2 protein-coding genes are annotated in these 1,016 nt (G+C 48.6%); both read right to left on the bottom strand.

The window, feature by feature from the left end; translation table 11 throughout:
• Nucleotides 1-46: 46 nt before the first annotated feature.
• Entirely contained in the window at nucleotides 47-649 is a 603-nt protein-coding gene (locus tag ACL9RG_RS22715) for a recombination protein NinG (protein WP_422794914.1), read from the bottom strand.
• Nucleotides 650-846: 197 nt separating this feature from the next.
• On the bottom strand, nucleotides 847-993 hold the full coding sequence (locus tag ACL9RG_RS22710; RefSeq protein ID WP_422794913.1) for a protein NinF: 147 nt from the start codon (nucleotides 991-993) through the stop codon (nucleotides 847-849).
• Nucleotides 994-1,016 lie beyond the last annotated feature (23 nt).

Below are 1,016 nucleotides of genomic sequence, written 5' to 3'. Positions count from 1 at the left end.
TCGTCTCGCTCTCTCTGCTGCTTTGCTTGATTGATGCTGATTACTGTCATGCTGCCTCCGAGGTTTGCTTTAATGCCTTACGCTTGACCTTGTACTCATCCCTGATGCGCTCGAAATCCTCTCGCCTGTAGCGATTAGGTTCGTGCTTGCCCATCAGCCGCTGATAGTTGTCTACACCGATTCTCGTGATGAGCGCGGGCGTGTAGTTTTCGATGTTTCCCGACAGATGGTTATTGCAAGGTGAGCATTGCTTATGGCAGTTATCTTCGTTGAACCGCAATTCAGGGTTGGCGCCGACAGTTCGATAATGGCCTGCGTGATATTGACCATCGTGAAAGCGTCCACAACTTATACATGGAAGCGCTGCGTCTCTTTCTCGAATGAAGGCGTTGAATTCGGTCTGTGCTTGTTTTGCGAAGTAACTGAGGGGTTGTACTGCGAGCTTTCTAATCTTTAGGTTTCGTCGTTCTTGCTGAGTTGCTTCCTTTCGCTGTCGCTCCTGTTCTTGTATTCGCCTCTGCCTGGCTTTGGCCGCTAATTCTACTGCGTAATCAGCCTTGTGTTCTTCGCAGCACCACCACTCGTACATAGTTGCTGGCTTAAACCGTGTTTTGCATATCTTGCAGTTACGGCTTCTGGGTAGTTTCATCCCATCCTCCTATACCGAGAATTCTCTTCATGTCGCTCCTGATAAAACTACTGTGCAGTGAGCCGCAGAAGTTGTTTTGAACTAGCGCAAGATAGAAATCTTTCATCGCTGCATCCTTTCGATGCCTGAAGTGGCAGTCCTGTTCTCTTGCCGTGCTCACTACGCACCAACGGCCTAGAATTAACCATGCGATAATTCTACTCATCATCACCTCTCATCTCTTTTTCACACTTCTCACACGCATAAACCTCATCAACTTCCAGAGGCTTTGTGCACTTAGCGCATAGACCTGCGGCTATGTTGCTGCTGCGTTCGTAGTTTGCTGATTCAGTTGGGGTTAGCATTCATCCTCCTGGCGTCAGGTAGA

Origin of the sequence: Rouxiella sp. Mn2063 (assembly GCF_049319665.1) — a bacterium.
Lineage (GTDB): Bacteria > Pseudomonadota > Gammaproteobacteria > Enterobacterales > Enterobacteriaceae > JBMOUD01.
Note: the sequence above shows the minus strand (reverse complement) of the source record. Positions and strands in the feature narration are given on the sequence as shown.